Annotated in this window: 1 rRNA gene; it reads left to right on the forward strand. The window is 55.4% G+C overall.

The features are described from left to right. Nucleotides 1–239: 239 nt before the first annotated feature. A 16S ribosomal RNA gene (locus tag FDN03_RS14250) occupies nucleotides 240–1,775 on the forward strand. Nucleotides 1,776–1,808: the final 33 nt, after the last annotated feature.

The raw sequence follows: 1,808 nt of genomic DNA on the forward strand, positions 1-1,808 counted from the left end.
TGCGCCGGAGCGAAGCGGCCAGCCAGATGATGGTGGTTCGTGGTGTCGGAAGCGCTTGTTGTTTGAGAACTTAATAGTGTGCCAAGTTTGTTGATACCAAATTATTTTTGTTTGGTGAATACGAAACATTTATTTGCTTGATCGCCCGCACCCCCGTGTGTGGTGGTTGAGTGTTTTTTATTCGCCGGGATTGCATCATTGACTGCCGTGTGGTGGTTGGTGGTGTGCTTTTCTTGTTTTTTATGGAGAGTTTGATCCTGGCTCAGGATGAACGCTGGCGGCGTGCTTAACACATGCAAGTCGAACGATGATGCTGGTGCTTGCACTGGTGGATTAGTGGCGAACGGGTGAGTAACACGTGAGTAACCTGCCCCTGACTTCGGGATAAGCCCGGGAAACTGGGTCTAATACCGGATATGACTTCCTGCTGCATGGCAGGGGGTGGAAAGATTTATCGGTTGGGGATGGACTCGCGGCCTATCAGCTTGTTGGTGAGGTAATGGCTCACCAAGGCGACGACGGGTAGCCGGCCTGAGAGGGTGACCGGCCACACTGGGACTGAGACACGGCCCAGACTCCTACGGGAGGCAGCAGTGGGGAATATTGCACAATGGGCGAAAGCCTGATGCAGCGACGCCGCGTGAGGGATGACGGCCTTCGGGTTGTAAACCTCTTTCAGTAGGGAAGAAGCCCCTTTTGGGGTGACGGTACTTGCAGAAGAAGCGCCGGCTAACTACGTGCCAGCAGCCGCGGTAATACGTAGGGCGCAAGCGTTATCCGGAATTATTGGGCGTAAAGAGCTCGTAGGCGGTTTGTCGCGTCTGCCGTGAAAGTCCGAGGCTCAACCTCGGATCTGCGGTGGGTACGGGCAGACTAGAGTGATGTAGGGGAGACTGGAATTCCTGGTGTAGCGGTGAAATGCGCAGATATCAGGAGGAACACCGATGGCGAAGGCAGGTCTCTGGGCATTTACTGACGCTGAGGAGCGAAAGCATGGGGAGCGAACAGGATTAGATACCCTGGTAGTCCATGCCGTAAACGTTGGGCACTAGGTGTGGGGGACATTCCACGTTTTCCGCGCCGTAGCTAACGCATTAAGTGCCCCGCCTGGGGAGTACGGCCGCAAGGCTAAAACTCAAAGGAATTGACGGGGGCCCGCACAAGCGGCGGAGCATGCGGATTAATTCGATGCAACGCGAAGAACCTTACCAAGGCTTGACATGTTCCAGACCGGGCCAGAGATGGTCTTTCCCCTTTTGGGGCTGGTTCACAGGTGGTGCATGGTTGTCGTCAGCTCGTGTCGTGAGATGTTGGGTTAAGTCCCGCAACGAGCGCAACCCTCGTTCCATGTTGCCAGCGGGTTATGCCGGGGACTCATGGGAGACTGCCGGGGTCAACTCGGAGGAAGGTGGGGATGACGTCAAATCATCATGCCCCTTATGTCTTGGGCTTCACGCATGCTACAATGGCCGGTACAATGGGTTGCGATACTGTGAGGTGGAGCTAATCCCTAAAAGCCGGTCTCAGTTCGGATTGGGGTCTGCAACTCGACCCCATGAAGTCGGAGTCGCTAGTAATCGCAGATCAGCAACGCTGCGGTGAATACGTTCCCGGGCCTTGTACACACCGCCCGTCAAGTCACGAAAGTTGGTAACACCCGAAGCCGATGGCCTAACCACCTTGTGTGGGGGGAGTCGTCGAAGGTGGGACTGGCGATTGGGACTAAGTCGTAACAAGGTAGCCGTACCGGAAGGTGCGGCTGGATCACCTCCTTTCTAAGGAGCTAACCATTATTGGTTGCCCGTTGC

The sequence above is a fragment of the Glutamicibacter sp. V16R2B1 genome, assembly GCF_005774635.1.
Classification (GTDB): Bacteria; Actinomycetota; Actinomycetes; order Actinomycetales; family Micrococcaceae; genus Glutamicibacter; species Glutamicibacter creatinolyticus.